Source organism: Variovorax sp. 01T432 (genome assembly GCF_056398605.1).
This window is the reverse complement of the sequence record NZ_JBFTPS010000015.1, coordinates 1-15,119: the sequence shown is the minus strand read 5'-3', so window position 1 is coordinate 15,119 and position 15,119 is coordinate 1. Positions and strand designations below refer to the sequence as shown.

Here is a 15,119-nt window from a genome sequence, read left to right as displayed (position 1 = left end):
GCACGTCGTCGCCGCGTCGCTCGCAGACATCTCCGCCCACGACCTAACCCCTGCAAATCCGCAGGACGACAACAGACACGAAACCCCATTTGAAAGATAAGAGATGACTTCCCCCGTTGACACCAGCGTTAAGAATTTCAACAGCGCGATGGCGAACGCGCCGGTGCTCAGCGGCACGGCCGGCTCCCTGATCGCGCTGCTCGACGCATGTCTGAAGGACGGCTTCGATACCAAGACCCTGGTCTCGCTCGTGATCGCCAGCGGCGTTGCGACGGCCACCTGGTCGGGCACGCACTCGGCGCAGGTCGACAGCGTGATCCTCGTGGCGGGCGTCACGGGCGGCCCCACTGGTTGGGCGGGCCTGAACGGAGAGCAGAAGGTGGTGACCAAGCCCGGCGCCACGTCGGTGACCTTCGCCACGACACTACCGGACGGAGCGGCCACCGGCACCATCGCGATGAAGATGGCCCCGGCAGGTTGGCTCAAGCCATTCACCGGGACGAACCTTGCGGCCTATCAGTCGGGCGATGTCACCTCGACCAAGATGCTGCTGCGCATCGACGATACCGGCACCACCTCCGCGCGCGTGGTCGGCTACGAATCGATGAGCGATATCAACACGGGCCTGGGGTCGTTCCCCACCCCCGCGCAGATGAGCGGCGGCGGTTATTGGGCCAAGAGCCAGAACGCGAACGCCAGTGCCGTCCAGTGGTCCTTGCATTGTGACGGCAAGGTCTTCTACCTCAACATTCAAAGCGGCACATCAGCGGCATCTACGCAGCAGATCGCCGCGGGTCGCATGTTTGGCGATATCGTCCCGTACAAACCCGGTGGCGATGCCTACGCGTGCACGCTGAACTATTCGAGTAATAGCGCTGTCGCGAGCATGTTCGACTCAAGTGTTGGTGCGTGCACCACCACGGGTAAACACGCCACGCCGCGCGATTACACGGGGGTCGGCTCGGCGGTTATCAACTCGATCAACGTGTTCGGAAATGCGAACACGAGCATGTACTCTGGCATCACTGGCACCATCCTCGGCTCTTTCCCGTCTGCCATCGATGGGGGCCTATGGGTGGCACCGAAATACCTGGCCCTTCCCACCTCCCTATTTCCGCGGGGGCTGCTGCCTGGCATCTACCATTGCCTGCAGAGCGCTCTGTACAACACCTTTAAGCAAGGGGACACGACTCCCGGAAGCGGCGCGCTGGCGGGGCGCACGCTAAAGGCCGCAACCACGTGCGACGAAAGCACCGCATTTACTAGTGCGTCGGCATCGAATAACACCGGCATCGTCTTCTTCGATGTCACAGGCCCGTGGAGGTAAGCCATGGCCGCGCATCGCTACTGGCGGGCACTGGGCTTTGAGGCCTATGGCAGCACCGGCCTCGAACTCTCCGAATTTCAACTGCTGGCTGCGTCGACGCGCGTCGACGCCGTCGCCACGTTGACCTCCAACATCGCGCCGGACTCCGGCTCGCTTGCAAACTTGAAAGACGACAGCACGGCGACCGTGGCGTTCTGGAGTGCATCCAACGTCCGGTCCCTGGTGCTGTCCTGGGACTTCGGCGGCTCGGCGCAGGACGTGACCGATGTGGTTATCGGCGGCGGCTCATCCATCGACAAGTTCCTGTTCAGTCTCGCGCTCCAGTATTCGGACGACGCCATCACGTGGACCGCCTACAACTGGGGCTCAGGCGTTTCGGCAACGGGCCGAGGACCGATTGCCTGGCCCGGTGCGTACGCGCAGACGGTGAGCGTTACGCGCGGTGTGTGGAACTACTCAGACATGGTGACCGGATATAGCGTCACAGGGGGTGCTACGCTCAACTGCAACGGTACCTCGAACAGCGGCAAGGCGCGCGCGTGGTCGGTCCAGTCGTCGGGCATCAGGCAGTTCGAACTGCTGCTCACGGCCAACAACATCGCGCGCCTCGGCGTAGCGACATTCGCGGCCCCTCTGAATACTCCGACCGGTAACGATGTGGGGGCTAGTTGGGCGTTCAATTGCAGCACGGGCGAAAAGGCAATTGCCGGCAGCGTGAGCGCCTACAGCACGGCGCTGGTCCTGGGGACCGTTCTCGGCGTCACCGTGGATTTCACCACCGGCACCCTGACCTTCTACAAGAACGGGGTGAGCCTGGGCACGGCCGCGACCGGTCTGCCAGCAGGGCTCTACCCATCGGTCTACTTCAACCCGTCCTCGACAGCCACATGCGCGCTGAAGACCAGCGGCTTCACGTATCCCATCGCGGGGGCGAGCGCTTGGGACGACGCCCTAGCCGTGCCGCTATCAGTAGGTTCCGCAGGTCGAGCCCCACTGACTGCGCTAGATGTTCCGACCTCAGCCAGTGGCGTCGTGACCTACGGCACGCTGAATCTATCGAACAGCAACATCAAAACCCGCAACGACTTCTACACCGGCGTTCTCGGGCAAGGCATCGGTCGCATCAGCGGCACGGTCAAAGAAATTGGCACGCCGAACGTGCCTGTCTTTGTGCGCGTTCGACTGGTCCGCGAGCGGGACTTTCTCCCCGTGCGCGAGATGTGGAGCGATCCGATAACGGGCGCCTACCAGTTTGATTACGTCGACGAACTGCAGAAATACACCGTGATCGCCTTCGACCACACCCACACCGAGCGCGCCGTGATCGGCGACAACCTCACACCGGACATCATCACATGACCATCGATCAGCCTTCGCACCATCCGACCGCCGCGCAGCGAACGGGGGGCGTCCACCTGGTGTTCAGCGAACGGGTTTCCCAATCAGCGGTGGACCTGCCGATGTCAGTTGAGGAGATGGCAGCCGGGGAGATAGTAGCGGCGCGCGACTGGGAAGCCGATGTGCGGCCCCGCTACCCGACTGTCTCCGAGCAACTGCGCCATTGGTTGTCGTGCCACGTTCGGGGAGAGCCTGTGCCGATCTATTTCGAGATGCGAGAGGGAGACGACATCAGGGCCTTTGTGCGCAAGTCGTGCGAGTTGGTAACGATAGAGGGGAAAGGCGTGTGGATGGATTGTCTTTCAATCGCCGGCGTCTACCTGCCAGAAGAGATGCGGGGGCGCGGCTGGCTGAAGTCGTTTCTTACTCTGTGTGTTGAACTGAACCCCTGGCCGCGGCTCGTCATGGAGTCAGTGGTCGTAGACGAGCTCGCAGCATTCTGCGAGCGCATGGGCTTCGCGACCGTCGACCCCGACTTCCCGGGGACTTTTCTCGTCGACGCAGCCGCCGTCCGGCGCCTGAACGTGCCCCCGCTGTAGCGCTCGCCGCGCTGCAGCCCTCCGGGCCGTGACTTAGTGCACACATTCGCACATTCTTGACCAGTTAAATCAAACGTCGATTTAGCAGCCGTATTTCCACGAAGTCTGCGCCAAAGGTACTCAATGCGGCGGCAATTGTGGCAATAGCTTTCGCGAGTCAATTCGCATTTGCGAAAGTCAGCCGCGACGCGACGCGCTCGCGAGGCGTCGATTTCTCAATTGCGCAATTAGTTGCCACTAGATTGATAAATGTGATCGGATTAATCTCCGATCACATTAACTCTGGATGCACAAAATGCCCGATTACTCAACACCAAGCCGCGTCGACCTGGAAAACATCGCCTCGGACTTCCTCTTCGCGCAGTGGGAGGCGCGCCATCGGGTCGAGGTCCGCGCGCTCGCCGAGATGATCGGTTGCGCGACGCAAAGCGGATGGGGGCGATTCCTCCAAGAATTCGCACCCGCCGAACTGCGGACGGGCACCGATGGCGCGGCGGCGCTCGCCGACTGCATCGCGCTGTACCGCATCAAGCATGCGATCACCCCGGACGAACTGGCCTCGGCGGCAGCAGACTTCCGACTGATAAATAGCGACGCCCCCATCGAGTTCGCCGATGCATTCCTGACGACGATGGCGGCAGTGGCCGCCGAGAAAGCTGCCCTAGACGCCTCGAACGATGCGGTCCGGGCAGCAAAAGCCGGCCGTCTCGCGCTCAAGGCAACGTCATGAGGGGCAATGAAGACGCCGACGACGTCGCGCCCCCGGTCTATCTCGCGCCCGACCGCTATGTGACGATCGCCATTCAAGCCAAGATCATGGGGCTGTCCATGAACGCGATTCGTTGCAAGATCAAGGCCGGTGTGTGGATCGAACGGCGTGAATACTTTCGGGGGCCGGACGGCCACATCTACATCGACCGTGAAGGCGTGCAGCGCTGGATAACGCGGGGGAACTAGCTACGGCCCGCTTGGGCCGGACCAACGGACCGAGGATTCCGCGGGGTCGAGCGAGCAGGTCCAACTTTTTACGCCCGTATAGCCCCCAAAGCTGTTCCGTGCGTTCACCGAAAAATAGTAATCGCGCAGCACATTGCCGGCCGCGGTGCGCCGCAATTCGCCACGGAGGGGGCTGCCAAATTTTGCGCTGTCGGGGTCTTTGAGTTGAGCGGCGATGCTGCTCTCGCACATCTTGCGCGCCGCTTCGATCATTTCGGCTGACGCGGGGATGTCGGGGGGCATCGCCTCCATCTTGCGAGGTTGGGCGACCCCTGGATTGGGGAGTTCTTTCGCTTCGACACCGCACGGTTGCTGTGAGAACGTATTGCCGCATCGGTACATTACCTGTGCCGAAGCCGACACCATCGCCCCCACAGCGATCACTCCTACTATTTTTCTTGTGTGCATCGATTCGTCTCCGTTGTCGGGAGACGAATGTAACCCGCGACGCTGCGGCAGGGGCGCGGGGGCTAACACCGTCGAGAGGCTGCTGGACTATCGGTTCAGGATCGCCAGCACCGAAGAAATCGGCGACGCGACCTGACCACTCACCGCCACGTCGTGATCGACCGCGAAGGCGTGCAACGCTGGATCACTCGCGGGTCATAACGACCCGCGAGGCAAGTCGCTAAGCTCGTCTTAGTTGAAGACGGCCGTCAAGCGTCTCGAACCTATCTTCGGCGACCTTGTTCACGTGGGCCCCGTCCATTGAGTATTCCTTCAGACCCGGTATCGGTGGCCGTTGGCCATCCAGAGACGAGACGTGCGTGAAGTCGGTTCGTTCTACGATAACGTGCGGTCGCTGGTGTTGATCAACAACCGCGAAGCGGCCCGTAACGCGCGATTCGGTGCTGCTCGTCATGCGTTCCCCCTGAGGGCGAACGCCAGCAGTGAATTATGGGGCGGCAGCTGAGGCAGGCTCAGTAGGTTGTTCACACCAGTCGAATCCGGTCGCGTTCGCATGTATGGGCCGCGGAGCAATCCACCCGGCACGACGTCTACGAGGACTCGTTGCCCCCATTGCATGACGAAAAACTTGGTGTCCCCTCGCAGGTCTTTCGCTATCGCTTCGTCGAGCGTGTATCGATTCACGACTGTGGTGCCGTGCATCTCGCCCACCTCCTGTATCCGCTCGTGCGGGTCGTGCGGGTGCGCCTTGGTGATATGGGTGATTTCGGTAAACATAGCTATGACTTTCTGCGCAGTGCGCATGTAACAACGCCAGCTAGAAACCCGAAATCGCCTAACATCAGAACTGTCACGTGGTCGATGCAAATCGGTCTCAGACCCCTCCCGAGCCGGTTACGGTAAGGGCGCTGAGCCAAGGCCTGCCAGCCTTGGCTTTTGCGTTTCTGGGGCACACTATATATAGGGTTTATGGGGTGTACAACCCACTAGATATGGTGTTTTGACCGCATTCGCATGTTTTCGTCTGAAGCGGCGAATACTGCTAATATATACAGCTTTTTCGCACGGACTCTTGCCTGCGCGAGGGGCCGGGGGCAAGGGGGTATCTACGGGGGTATCTGTCAATCCAGAAGCCGCAGAACCTAGCCACGGCGCGCCCCGCCGAGGATGATTAGGCCCCCGCCTGCTCCGCCAGAAGAACGCTTCACAAGCGTCAGGTCATTCCAAAGACCTGCTGAAAGCCCCGCCAGTCGAGGCTTTTTTGCGTCTGACGTACGTGACGCTCAATGCGCCATGCGGTCATGCCACCAGCGGCTGTAGTCCTTGTCGGTCAATAGCGTCCACGCCGCCAGCACCAGGATCACGAGGCCCGTAATGACGGCCGTGAGCATGGCGTCGGCATTGCCGTTGAAGCCAAGCGCCCAGGGCGACACCATCAACCACAGGCCGAGCGCCGCTTCGGTCCATTCCTCCCAGGCCCGCGGGATCAGCATGGCGCCGAAAGCCGCTGCGATGAGCGCCACCCCGACGATCAGCGCGTTCGGCATGGCCAAGGCCGTTCCGCCATAGCCGAGGACCCAGGGCGAAAGCGCCAGCCAGGCCCCGAGCGCACCATTGACCGGGTCTTGCCAATGCTTGAGTTGCATCATGGTATGTACCTCCGTCCGGCATGAAGCTGCCAGCCCTTCTTGGAGCTTCTGGCGGCATTCGAGTTCCGCGATGCGGGCCACGCCAGGAGGCCGCGAAAGGTGCATGATCGTGACTGACGGACCCACGGTACGGGCATTGCGAGGCACAACGTGGCAAGGATCAAGGCGGTCATCGGGGTTGGCGCGGGGCTTGCCGTGCTGGCCGTGCTCGTCGCGCTCGCCCTGAACGAGTTGAAGACCTCCCGCCTGCAATCCACCCTGTGGCACGACGTGGCGCGCGACGCGCGATTCGAGGTCCGCGCCGGCCCCAGCGACGCCATCCGCTTCCCCCGCAGCGGTCCCTATGACGAACGGCTGGGCTACCACCAGTTGCCCGGCTACATCGAGCGGCTGCAGGCCCGGGGCTATGCGGTCACCCGCCAGGCCCGGATGACATCGCGCATGATCGAACTGCAGGAGCGCGGGCTCTTCGCGCCCTATCGCGAGAAGAACCAGGCCGGGCTGACCGTGCGCGATTGCCGCAATGAAACCCTGCTGCGCTCGCGCACGCCCCGGCGCGTCTACGAGCGTTTCGAGGACGTGCCGCCGATGCTGGTCGACGCGCTGCTGTTCGTCGAAGACCGCCATCTGCTGGATGCGCAACCGGCCCAGCGCAATCCCGCCATCGATCCGGAGCGCTTCGCCAAGGCGGCGCTCGAGCAGATGCAGCGCGCAATCCATCCAGCCCAGTCAGCCTCCGGCGGAAGCACGCTGGCCACGCAGATCGAGAAGTACCGTCATTCGCCCCAAGGGCGCACCGCATCGGTCGGCGAGAAGCTGCGCCAGATGGCCTCGGCCTCGCTGCGCGCCTACCAGGCTGGCGAGGACACGATGGCGCGGCGTCGCGAAATCGTCGTGGACTACCTCGACACCGTGCCGCTGGCGGCGCGCCCCGGGCTTGGCGAGGTACATGGGCTGGGCGACGGCTTGTGGGCCTGGTACGGGCGCGACCTGGGCGAGGTCAGCCGCCTGCTCGCCGGACCGGCCGGCGACAGTGGCGAGGAGGCCGCGCCGACTGGCGAGGTGTTGCGGCGCCAGGCCGAGGCCTTCAAGCAGGCGCTGTCGCTGATGATCGCGCAGCGCCGGCCTTCGCAGCACCTGCTCGGCGACGGCGAAGGTCTCTCCCGGCTCACCGACAGCTACCTGCGGCTGATGGCCGACGCCGGCGTCATCTCGCCCGAGTTGCGGGATGCGGCGCTGCGGCTGCCGCTGCGCCTGCAGCCCCCGCTGCCCGCGACACCCCGGCCGGATTTCGTGCAACGCAAGGCCGTGAACGCGCTGCGCGCCGAGGTGTCCACGCTGATCGGCGTGCCACGCGTCTATGACCTCGAGCGCCTCGACCTGGATGTGGAAAGCAGCCTGGACAACGAAGCCCAGACCCTGGCCACGCAGGTGCTGACCGGCCTGCGCACCCCGGCGGCGGCGAAGGCGGCGGGCCTCGTGGGCTTTCACCTGCTCGACCCGGGCGCCGACCCACGTCCGGTGATCTACAGCTTCACGCTGTTCGAGCGCGGCGCGGGCGCGAACCTCCTTCGCATCCAGGCCGACAACATCGATCAGCCTTTCGACGTGAACCAGGGCGCACGGCTGGATCTGGGCTCCACCGCCAAGCTGCGCACCCTGGTCAGCTACCTGGACCTGATCGCCGGCCTGCACGCGCGCTGGGCCGGGCTGGATGCCGCCGGGCTCTCGGCCCTCTCGCTGAGCAGGCGCGACCCGCTGGGAAACTGGGCGCGGCAATACCTCCTGCACACCAAGGACCGCGGTCTCGCCCCGATGCTGGAAGCTGCGATGCAGCGGCGCTACTCGGCCGACACCGGCGAGGCCTTCTTCACCGGCGGCGGCCTGCACCGCTTCCAGAATTTCGAGCGCACGTACGGCAGCGGTCCGATGACCGTCGGCGAAGGCTTCAAGCAATCGGTCAACCTGGTCTTCATCCGCCTGATGCGCGACATCGTGTACCACTACATGTACGGCGAGGCAGTCGACGGTCAACGCCTGCTGCAAGACCCCGCCGACCCGCGCCGGCACGAGATGCTCGCGCGCTTCGCGGATCGCGAAGGTTCGGCCTTTCTCGCCCGCTTCTATCGCAAGTACCAGGGCAAGTCGCCGGCAGAAGCCGAAGCGCTGCTGCTGCGCGAAACGCGGCCCTCGGCACCGCGCCTAGCGAGCGTGCTGTTCACCATCGACCCCGAGGCCACCGACGCGCGGCTCGACGAACTTCTCACGCGGCAGCTCGGCCCCTCGGCCGCCACTGCGCGCGCCGTGCAGAAACTGCGCAAGACCTACACCGGGCTGTCGCTTTCCGATCGAGGCTACGTGGCACGCATTCATCCGCTCGAACTCTGGCTGGTCGGCTACCTGCGGCACCACCCCGGCGCGACGCTGACCGAGGTGCTGAGCGCGAGCGCGCAGGAGCGCCAGGAGGTCTACGGCTGGCTCTTCAAGACGCGCCACAGGGGTTCGCAGGATCGGCGCATCCGGGACATGCTCGAGCTCGACGCCTTCGCCCAAGTCCTTCGTTCGTGGCAGCGATTGGGCTATCCCTTCGCATCGCTGACGCCTTCCTATGCGAGCGCGATCGGCGCTTCCGGCGACCGGCCGGCCGCGCTGGCGGAATTGGTGGGCATCCTGGTCAATGGCGGCGTGCGCCTGCCGGCCCGGCGGGTCGGCGCGCTGGACTTCGCTCGCGGCACGCCCTACGAGACCCGGCTCGAGCAGCACAACGCCGGGGCCGAGCAGCTGTTGCCGCCCGAGGTCGCCGCGACGGTGCGCCACGCCCTCGTCGAGGTGGTGCATGGCGGCACGGCGCGGCGCCTGGACGGCGCGCTCCTGGACGCCGAGGGTCGCGTGCTCGAGATCGGCGGCAAGACCGGCACCGGCGATCACCGCTATGAGACCGCCGGACGCGGCGGGCGCGTGATCTCCGAGCGCAAGATCGACCGAACCGCCACCTTCGTGTTCACGATCGGCGAGCGCTACTTCGGCACCATCATGGCCTACGTGGGCGAACCCTATGCGGCACGTTACACGTTCACCAGCGCGCTGCCGGTCCAGCTGCTGAAGACGCTCGGGCCGAAGCTGCTGCCGGTGCTCCAGCGAAACGGCTGCGCGGGTTCATGACGCGTCACCGAATCCTGGCCTCGATCGCCTCGCGCGACCATGCGGGCGCGACCATATGGATGAAATCGAATGCGAAGGGCTTCAGAAGGTGATCCTTGCGCAAACTGATCATCGCGCTCGATGACGGAAACAGCTGGTCGACCGGCACGGAGCGCAGGTCCTTGTCCACTGCGGCGTTGAACGCCATCTTCTGCAGCACCGCGACGCCCACGCCAGCGGCGACGTAGGCCTTGATGATGCTGGCGTCCATGGCCCGCATCACCACCCAGGGCGTGATGCCGTGCCTCTGGAACTCGCGCTGCACGACCGATCCGGAGGTGAAGCTGCTGTCGTAGGTGATGAGGGGCCATTGCGCGATCTGCTCCATCGTGACGCATGGGGACTTCAGCAGCGGATGCCGAGGGGGGACGATCAGGCAGCGGTCGATGTCATAGGCCTTCACCGAAACCACGCCCTTGGGCATCGGGTCCGGCAGGGTGCAAAGGCCGATATCGATCGTTCCGGCGGTCACGCCCGCCAGGATCTGCGCCGGCGGACCCACAGTGAATTCGAGCTTCACCTGCGGATAGACGGAAAGGAATCGCTTGGTGACTTCGATCAGCGAATAGCGCGCGTGGACATGTGTCGTTCCCACGCGCAGCGTCCCTTCGCTGTCGGCCGGCACCTCTCGCTGGAGGCGCTTGAGCGCAGCCGCGTCCTGAAGGACGCGACCGCACAGCGAAAGCGCCTCTTTGCCGGCGTCGGTCAATGCCGTCAGCCGGTTGCCCGAGCGCACGAAGATCTCGACGCCGATCTCCTTCTCCAGCGCCCGGACCATCTTGCTCACCCCGGGTTGCGTGGTGTGCAGCGACTCGGCCGCGCGCGAGACGCTGAAGCCACTCTGGACCACCTGGCGCACGCACTGTAGCTGCTGAAAAGTGATTGCCACGGGATCTTCCATCTTCCTTGAGTATTCCTCGAAGGCAATGATACCGGCCTAAATATTCATTTCACACAATGATCTCCAGCGCCAAGAATCACGGCCTTCCACCAGCAAATCAACAGATCGACCATTCAGCGAATGAAAAACGAGCAAGAGGCGGTGCAGGCCCATGACGTGAACGCGAGTTTCCGGGGCGGCGGCCGCTCCACGGAATACCTCGACCAGATCAACAAGGCCTCCATCGTCGCCCTGGCCGATGCGGGCGTCGTCTCGCCGGAGATCGCAAGGCGCATCGCGGCCGGCATCCTGGCGCTGATCCAGGATGAGCGAGGGCGGCCCCGGCAGTGGTCCGCCGACTACCTCGACTACGAGCCCAGGCTGCTTGCCGCCGTCGGCCCTGACGGCTCCCGCCTGCATTGCGGACGCAGTCGGCAGGACATCTCGGCGACCATCGCGCGCATGAATCTTCGCGCCGGCCTGCTCGACGAATGCGATGCCCTGATCCAGGCGCGGCAGGCCCTGCTCGCGCTCGCGCAGCAGCACAAGAAGACCATCGTGCCGGCCTATACGCATGGCGTGCAGGCGCAGCCGACCACCCTGGCTCACTATCTGCTGGGAATGGCGAGCGCGCTGGCGCGCAGCAGCGCCCGCCTGCGGGCGGCATACGGGCATGTCAACCAGGCCCCCCTGGGGGCGGCGGCGCTGACGACATCGAGCTTCCCGCTCGACCGGCACCGGCTCGCTTCACTGCTCGGCTTCGAAGGCCTGGTGGAGAACGCCTACGACGCCAACCATCTCGCGCCCGTCGATGCCAGCCTGGAGGTGGCCGCGGCGCTCGGCATCGCGGCCGTCCAGATCGGACAGTTCGCGCAGGATCTTCATGCGCAGTACGCGGCGCCGGCACCCTGGATGAGCTTGCAGCGCGGCGAACTCGTGGGCGTCAGCAGCATCATGCCGCAGAAGCGCAACCCGGCCGCCCTGGAGCAATTGCGCGTGCAGAGCAGCATGCTCCTCGGGGAGATGCAGGCCGTGGCATTGATGGCGCACAACGTGCGCACCGGGATGTTCGACTACCGCTCCTACGATCCCGTGCCGAGTGTTCGCGCACTCGGGGTATTCGAACTCCTGCGCAAGATCCTCGGCGGGCTCGTGGTCGACAAGGAGCGCGCGCTGGCCGAGGTCAACAGCGACTACTCGACGGCAACCGAGATCGCCGACGCCCTGCTGCAGCGCGCGGACGTCCCCTTCCGGATCGGCCACCATTTCGCATCCGCTCTGACGGACTTCGGCCGCTCGCAAAGGCTCGGCATGCGCGAGATTCCCTACCGGGAGGCCGCGCGGCTCTACGAATCGATGGCCGCGCAAGCCTTTCCGCTGGACGAGCAGGCATTCGCCGAAGTCTCGAGCCCCGAATACATGGTCTTCGGGCGCAAGGGCCTCGGCGGTCCGCAGATCGCCGAGGTGGAGCGGATGCTCTCCCGGCAAGGCACCGAAATCGAGGCCGATCTTGCGTGGACCCAGGCGCGGCGGGCCCATCTGTCGTTCGCCGACGCGCAGCTGGAGGCAGCCGTCGCAGCAACCGCCGGCAGCGATCTCACCTCTTGAACAACCACTTCACCATACTCCGAGACAACACGATGAAAAGATTCCTCTCCCTCCTGGCGGCGATGTCGCTCTCCCTGTCGGCCCTGGCTGCGGCATACCCTGAAAAGACGGTGCGCATCGTCGTCCCCTACTCGCCCGGCGGCGGCGGCGACGTGGTGGGCCGGCCGCTTTCCCAGGAGCTCGGCAAGCAGCTGGGCGGTTCCTTCTTCATCGACAATCGCGGCGGCGCGGGCGGCAACATCGGCATGGAGTACGTGGCCCAATCGCCGGCCGACGGCTATTCGGTCGTGCTCGCCCTCACCTCGCAACTGGCAATCAACCAGGCCCTCTACCCCAAGCTGCGCTACGACGCGCTCAAGGATTTCGTGCCCGTGACGCTCATCGGCTCGGCGCCCTATTTCCTCGCGGTCAACGCATCGCTGCCGGTGAAGAACCTGGCCGAATTCATCAAGCTCGCGAAGGCAAAGCCCGGCGCCATGTCCTATGCATCGACGGGCAATGGCAGCGGACTGCATCTGTCGATGGAGTTGCTCAAGTCGATGGCGGGCATCGACCTCGTGCATGTGCCCTACAAGGGCGGCGGCGCGGCCCTGACCGACCTTCTCTCGGGCAATGTGCAGGCCATGTTCGTGAGCTACGGAACCGGCAGCGCGCAGATCAAGGCAGGCAAGATCCGGGTCCTCGCGGTCTCGTCGAGCCAGCGCTCGCCGGCCCTGCCGGATGTGCCGACCATCGCGGAGTCGGGTGTGCCCGGCTATGAGTCCGGCGTCTGGTATGCCCTGCTCGCGCCCCATGGCACGCCCGCGGAAGTCGTCAAGCGCCTGCACGATGGCTCCGTGGCCGCGCTTCAATCGAAGGAACTGCGCGAGCGCTTCGCGACGGACGGGATCAAGCCGATCGGCTCGACGCCGCAGGAGCTGACGAAGTACATCCTGTCCGAACGCGTCAAGTGGGCCGAGGTCGTGAAGCGTTCGGGCGCCACGGTGGAATGAGGCAGCCGCCGGGTTGAATCCCGGCCTGCCGGCCTACGCGATGTGAGGTCATCCGCGCCGTGCCGAATCCTGCCAGGGGCGCAAGCTGAAGGCACGGAATCCGACCGCGAGGTACATTCGACAATGACCGAACCCACCAACGAAGCCAACGCTTCACCCTCGCCCTTCTTCCACGACTCTTCCGGTGCCGTGCGCTTCTGGGTGCTGATCGACGGGCAGTTCGTGGGCGCCAGCGTCAGCCGGGAGACCTTGCATTACCGATATCGGCCCACCGCGCGCGACGACGAGCCCCTCGATACCTACGCGCTTCATGCGCAGGACATCGATGACGCCGTGCGCCGCCGGATCTCGCAAGGGTCCAGCGAGCCCGTGATGCTGCGCGAATTCGACCTGCGCGAGGCCGCGCGCCCGGCCGCCTGAGGCCTCGAAGCCGGCCAAGGAGCGACGTCATCTCCCTCTCTCTCTTTGCCGCCGAATCCCTGGTCAGCGACTATCTCAACGGCCGCACGATGCCTCATGCATTGCGCTGCCTGGTCGTGAGCGCGGTCGAAGCGCGACTGAGGGCAGGCTCGCTGCCCGTGCTCGAAGAAGGCCTATGCAGAGACGTGGACGACCAGGCCATAGCCCCACAGGTTCCCACAAGGGCGTTCTGAGGGCCCATTCGTCGGTCTGTGCGCTGGCAAACAGTCGCACCGCGGGGCTCCGGCTCGGTTCACACTGAGCCGGCTCCCGTCATCTCAAGGGCTGGGCTCCGCGTGGCGCGTGACCACGCCCGATTTCCGGCGCGAACTGGCGCGCAGCGCCGCGCTGCGGCGCGGCCTGGGCAGCTACATCTACGTGTTGATGTCGCAGCTGTCCGCTTCGGCCGCCTGCCTTCGTGTCCACCTGATCGGACCGCGCCTGACGCGCTGGCTGCTGATGAGCGAGGACCGGGCCCATTCCGAACGTTTTCATGTGACGCAGGAGTTCCTGGCCTACATGCTGGGTGTGCGGTGCGTGGGCATCACCGCGATGCCCCGCAGGACGGGGCTTTTTCTTGCTTGCGCGATCCACCACGGCAGTAGGATAACCTCGCCCCATTTCCCTAACCCTTGAAGGAGCCTGGATGGCCGGACAAAGCAAATCCCGGAATCGGGCCGCGACCGCGCTCGATCAGACACTGGAAAAGACCGAAACGGTGGCCGCCGAAGTGCAGCACGCCTCCGACAATCTCGCCGTCATCAACACCGTGCTGGAGCAGGAGTTGCCCGACGAAGTGCAGGTGGGCGACGTGGCCCAAGCCATCGAGCGCACGGGTGAACTGGAAAAGAAGCTGGCCAAGTCCGCGGAAGCGCTCGCCGAGGCCAATGAAGCCCTCGCGAAGGAGATCGAGAAGCGCGCCGAGTCCGCCGACTCCAAACTCGGCGCACCCGGTTGAGGCTGACCGATGCCGCATTCGCGCGCGGGTCGCCTCCCGCCGCGGGAGACTACACGCCGTCCGCCTTCTCCTACGCAATGGCAAGCCCCTGGCCCTCGGCCAAGCGCGGCGGTCACGCTACGCTGGCTTGCTTGCTCAGGTAGGAAAGCGAATGGCCCTTCTCACGTTCCTCGTCGAAGACAACAGGACCATTCGAGAGAACCTGATCCCCGCACTGGAAGATCTGGCCGATGCGCGGATCGTCGGGATGGCCGAGACCGAGAGCGACGCGGTAGGCTGGCTGGCCGCGCATCCGGAGGACTGGCAGCTCGTGGTCGTGGACCTGTTCCTCAGGGAGGGCTCGGGACTCGGCGTGCTGAGGAGTTGCACGAACCGCAAGGCGTCCCAGCGCGCCGTGGTCCTGAGCAACTACATCAATGCCGACATCCGGGCACGGTGTCTGGCTCTGAAGGCAGACGCCGTATTCGACAAGTCGAAGGAACTCGATGCCTTCTTCGACTACTGCAACGACAGCACCCGCCCGGAAGCAAAAGCCGGATAGACCGGGATCGAAGACCATCGGGATAGGGGGCAGTCTTCCTAGACTGCGCCCCTCCCACACCACCCGGCATGCGGGTCCGCACCGGGCGGTTCGAGAGTTTTAGGTCATGAGAGTCTGGGTAGTCCCATACGGTCAAACCAGGCGATGTTCAGCACGCTGTTGA

At 64.7% G+C, this 15,119-nt stretch carries 16 protein-coding genes; 12 read left to right on the top strand and 4 right to left on the bottom strand.

The features are described from left to right. Positions 1–103: 103 nt before the first annotated feature. The 5 genes from AC1DNF_RS13760 (at position 104) to AC1DNF_RS13740 (ending at position 4,221) form a co-directional block, all read left to right on the top strand. A complete protein-coding gene (locus AC1DNF_RS13760; protein WP_478149159.1) occupies positions 104–1,327 on the top strand; it encodes a hypothetical protein in 1,224 nt (407 codons plus the stop codon). A gap of 3 nt (positions 1,328–1,330) precedes the next feature. Continuing rightward, on the top strand, positions 1,331–2,686 hold the full coding sequence (locus tag AC1DNF_RS13755) for an SPRY domain-containing protein (RefSeq protein WP_478149158.1): 1,356 nt from the start codon (positions 1,331–1,333) through the stop codon (positions 2,684–2,686). After that, complete coding sequence (locus AC1DNF_RS13750) at positions 2,683–3,264, top strand: hypothetical protein (protein ID WP_478149157.1); 582 nt, start codon at positions 2,683–2,685, stop codon at positions 3,262–3,264. Before AC1DNF_RS13755 ends, AC1DNF_RS13750 begins: the two co-directional genes overlap by 4 nt. 295 nt (positions 3,265–3,559) lie before the next feature. After that, positions 3,560–3,994 carry a hypothetical protein gene (locus tag AC1DNF_RS13745; protein WP_478149156.1) on the top strand — a complete coding sequence of 145 codons (435 nt, stop codon included), beginning with the start codon at positions 3,560–3,562 and terminating at the stop codon, positions 3,992–3,994. Further along, on the top strand, positions 3,991–4,221 hold the full coding sequence (locus AC1DNF_RS13740) for an excisionase (protein ID WP_478149155.1): 231 nt from the start codon (positions 3,991–3,993) through the stop codon (positions 4,219–4,221). The genes AC1DNF_RS13745 and AC1DNF_RS13740 overlap by 4 nt, the downstream gene beginning before the upstream one ends. Here AC1DNF_RS13740 and AC1DNF_RS13735 read toward each other — a convergent pair whose 3' ends face one another. The 3 genes from AC1DNF_RS13735 to AC1DNF_RS13725 form a co-directional block, all read right to left on the bottom strand. Next, complete coding sequence (locus AC1DNF_RS13735; protein ID WP_478149154.1) at positions 4,222–4,668, bottom strand: hypothetical protein; 447 nt, start codon at positions 4,666–4,668, stop codon at positions 4,222–4,224. A 450-nt stretch (positions 4,669–5,118) separates the two neighbouring features. Then, a complete protein-coding gene (locus tag AC1DNF_RS13730; protein WP_478149153.1) occupies positions 5,119–5,445 on the bottom strand; it encodes a DUF3892 domain-containing protein in 327 nt (108 codons plus the stop codon). Between the two features lie 506 nt (positions 5,446–5,951). Beyond that, the gene (locus AC1DNF_RS13725) at positions 5,952–6,317 is read right to left on the bottom strand and encodes an SPW repeat protein (RefSeq protein ID WP_478149152.1); all 366 of its coding nucleotides are present in this window, start codon (positions 6,315–6,317) and stop codon (positions 5,952–5,954) included. A 150-nt stretch (positions 6,318–6,467) separates the two neighbouring features. On the opposite strand from AC1DNF_RS13725, the gene AC1DNF_RS13720 reads away from it, so the two are divergent. Beyond that, positions 6,468–9,479: a transglycosylase domain-containing protein gene (locus tag AC1DNF_RS13720; RefSeq protein WP_478149151.1), complete on the top strand. Its 3,012-nt coding sequence runs from the start codon at positions 6,468–6,470 to the stop codon at positions 9,477–9,479. A gap of 4 nt (positions 9,480–9,483) precedes the next feature. Here the strand turns inward: AC1DNF_RS13720 and AC1DNF_RS13715 are convergent, their stop codons facing one another. Continuing rightward, positions 9,484–10,407 carry a LysR substrate-binding domain-containing protein gene (locus AC1DNF_RS13715; RefSeq protein WP_478149150.1) on the bottom strand — a complete coding sequence of 308 codons (924 nt, stop codon included), beginning with the start codon at positions 10,405–10,407 and terminating at the stop codon, positions 9,484–9,486. Positions 10,408–10,539: 132 nt separating this feature from the next. Here AC1DNF_RS13715 and AC1DNF_RS13710 point away from each other — a divergent pair, with 132 nt between their 5' ends. The 6 genes from AC1DNF_RS13710 to AC1DNF_RS13685 all read left to right on the top strand — a co-directional run bounded on the left by AC1DNF_RS13710 (position 10,540) and on the right by AC1DNF_RS13685 (position 14,956). Continuing rightward, positions 10,540–12,006: a lyase family protein gene (locus AC1DNF_RS13710; protein WP_478149149.1), complete on the top strand. Its 1,467-nt coding sequence runs from the start codon at positions 10,540–10,542 to the stop codon at positions 12,004–12,006. Between the two features lie 32 nt (positions 12,007–12,038). After that, positions 12,039–12,998 carry a Bug family tripartite tricarboxylate transporter substrate binding protein gene (locus AC1DNF_RS13705; RefSeq protein ID WP_478149148.1) on the top strand — a complete coding sequence of 320 codons (960 nt, stop codon included), beginning with the start codon at positions 12,039–12,041 and terminating at the stop codon, positions 12,996–12,998. Positions 12,999–13,121: 123 nt separating this feature from the next. After that, positions 13,122–13,418: a DUF1488 family protein gene (locus tag AC1DNF_RS13700; RefSeq protein WP_478149147.1), complete on the top strand. Its 297-nt coding sequence runs from the start codon at positions 13,122–13,124 to the stop codon at positions 13,416–13,418. 342 nt (positions 13,419–13,760) lie between these two features. After that, positions 13,761–14,093, top strand: coding sequence for a cyclic nucleotide-binding domain-containing protein (locus tag AC1DNF_RS13695; protein ID WP_478149146.1), 333 nt, complete (start codon positions 13,761–13,763; stop codon positions 14,091–14,093). Between the two features lie 10 nt (positions 14,094–14,103). Beyond that, positions 14,104–14,415, top strand: a complete 312-nt coding sequence (locus AC1DNF_RS13690) for a hypothetical protein (protein ID WP_478149145.1) — start codon at positions 14,104–14,106, stop codon at positions 14,413–14,415. Between the two features lie 151 nt (positions 14,416–14,566). Then, positions 14,567–14,956: a response regulator gene (locus AC1DNF_RS13685; protein ID WP_478149144.1), complete on the top strand. Its 390-nt coding sequence runs from the start codon at positions 14,567–14,569 to the stop codon at positions 14,954–14,956. Positions 14,957–15,119: the final 163 nt, after the last annotated feature.

Coding starts and splice junctions, on each gene's coding strand:
- AC1DNF_RS13760 (WP_478149159.1), top strand. CDS start 104: ATGACTTCCCCCGTTGACACCAGCGTTAAGAATTTCAACAGCGCGATG.
- AC1DNF_RS13755 (WP_478149158.1), top strand. CDS start 1,331: ATGGCCGCGCATCGCTACTGGCGGGCACTGGGCTTTGAGGCCTATGGC.
- AC1DNF_RS13750 (WP_478149157.1), top strand. CDS start 2,683: ATGACCATCGATCAGCCTTCGCACCATCCGACCGCCGCGCAGCGAACG.
- AC1DNF_RS13745 (WP_478149156.1), top strand. CDS start 3,560: ATGCCCGATTACTCAACACCAAGCCGCGTCGACCTGGAAAACATCGCC.
- AC1DNF_RS13740 (WP_478149155.1), top strand. CDS start 3,991: ATGAGGGGCAATGAAGACGCCGACGACGTCGCGCCCCCGGTCTATCTC.
- AC1DNF_RS13735 (WP_478149154.1), bottom strand. CDS start 4,668: ATGCACACAAGAAAAATAGTAGGAGTGATCGCTGTGGGGGCGATGGTG.
- AC1DNF_RS13730 (WP_478149153.1), bottom strand. CDS start 5,445: ATGTTTACCGAAATCACCCATATCACCAAGGCGCACCCGCACGACCCG.
- AC1DNF_RS13725 (WP_478149152.1), bottom strand. CDS start 6,317: ATGATGCAACTCAAGCATTGGCAAGACCCGGTCAATGGTGCGCTCGGG.
- AC1DNF_RS13710 (WP_478149149.1), top strand. CDS start 10,540: ATGAAAAACGAGCAAGAGGCGGTGCAGGCCCATGACGTGAACGCGAGT.
- AC1DNF_RS13705 (WP_478149148.1), top strand. CDS start 12,039: ATGAAAAGATTCCTCTCCCTCCTGGCGGCGATGTCGCTCTCCCTGTCG.
- AC1DNF_RS13700 (WP_478149147.1), top strand. CDS start 13,122: ATGACCGAACCCACCAACGAAGCCAACGCTTCACCCTCGCCCTTCTTC.
- AC1DNF_RS13690 (WP_478149145.1), top strand. CDS start 14,104: ATGGCCGGACAAAGCAAATCCCGGAATCGGGCCGCGACCGCGCTCGAT.
- AC1DNF_RS13685 (WP_478149144.1), top strand. CDS start 14,567: ATGGCCCTTCTCACGTTCCTCGTCGAAGACAACAGGACCATTCGAGAG.